Genomic DNA, 867 nt, shown 5'->3' on the forward strand with positions numbered 1-867 from the left:
GCAATATGCATATCTTTATTTAATTCAAATTGATAATTGTGTTGTACTTGAGGATATAATTGTTGAATCATCGAATTTCAGCATCCTTTTTAAACAAATATTCGTCAAGACCTTTTTTTCTCAATTTACACGCCGGACATTCCCCACAACCATCAGCAATTATCCCGTTGTAGCATGTCAAAGTTTTCTCACGAACAAATTCAAGTGCTCCTAAATCATCAGCTAGCTTCCATGTTTCAGCTTTATTAATCCACATTAATGGTGTATGAATAACAAATGGTTTATCCAACGCTAAATTAAGCGTCACGTTACATGATTTTACAAATGCGTCTCGACAGTCGGGATAGCCACTAAAATCTGTTTCACAAACACCTGTCACAATATGCTTTGCGCCAATTTGATAAGCTAAAATTGTTGCAAAAGATAAAAACACTAGATTTCGTCCTGGAACAAATGTTGAAGGCAATTCACCTTCAGCATGCTCTATTTCAATATCCGTTCTTGTCAAAGCATTTGGAGCAAGCTGATTTAATAACGACATATCCAGCACATGATGTTGAACACCAAGTTCCTTTGCAATTGATGTCGCGACATCTATCTCTAAACTATGGCGTTGATTATAGTTGAACGTAACTGCAACAACCTCTTTAAATTCTTTTAATGCCCAAAATAAACAGGTTGTGCTATCTTGTCCACCACTAAATACAACGATTGCCTTTTCATTTTTCATAAAAATTTTCACATCCTTATACTCATCCTTATTTTTTTGCCGTATCTAAATAAATAATGGCAAAATAAAAAACACCTGGAATAATCCGAGGTGCTAGCATGATTTCTTCTATAAGAAAACTATTATTAATCATATAT

Annotated in this window: 1 protein-coding gene; it reads right to left on the reverse strand. The window is 34.1% G+C overall.

Going from position 1 to position 867, the window contains the following annotated elements:
- Window positions 1-67: 67 nt before the first annotated feature.
- Complete coding sequence (gene queC / locus HU235_RS10920; protein WP_095302988.1) at window positions 68-730, reverse strand: 7-cyano-7-deazaguanine synthase QueC; 663 nt, start codon at window positions 728-730, stop codon at window positions 68-70.
- Window positions 731-867 lie beyond the last annotated feature (137 nt).

This window comes from Metabacillus niabensis (genome assembly GCF_902829255.1).
Classification (GTDB): domain Bacteria; phylum Bacillota; class Bacilli; order Bacillales; family Bacillaceae; genus Metabacillus; species Metabacillus niabensis.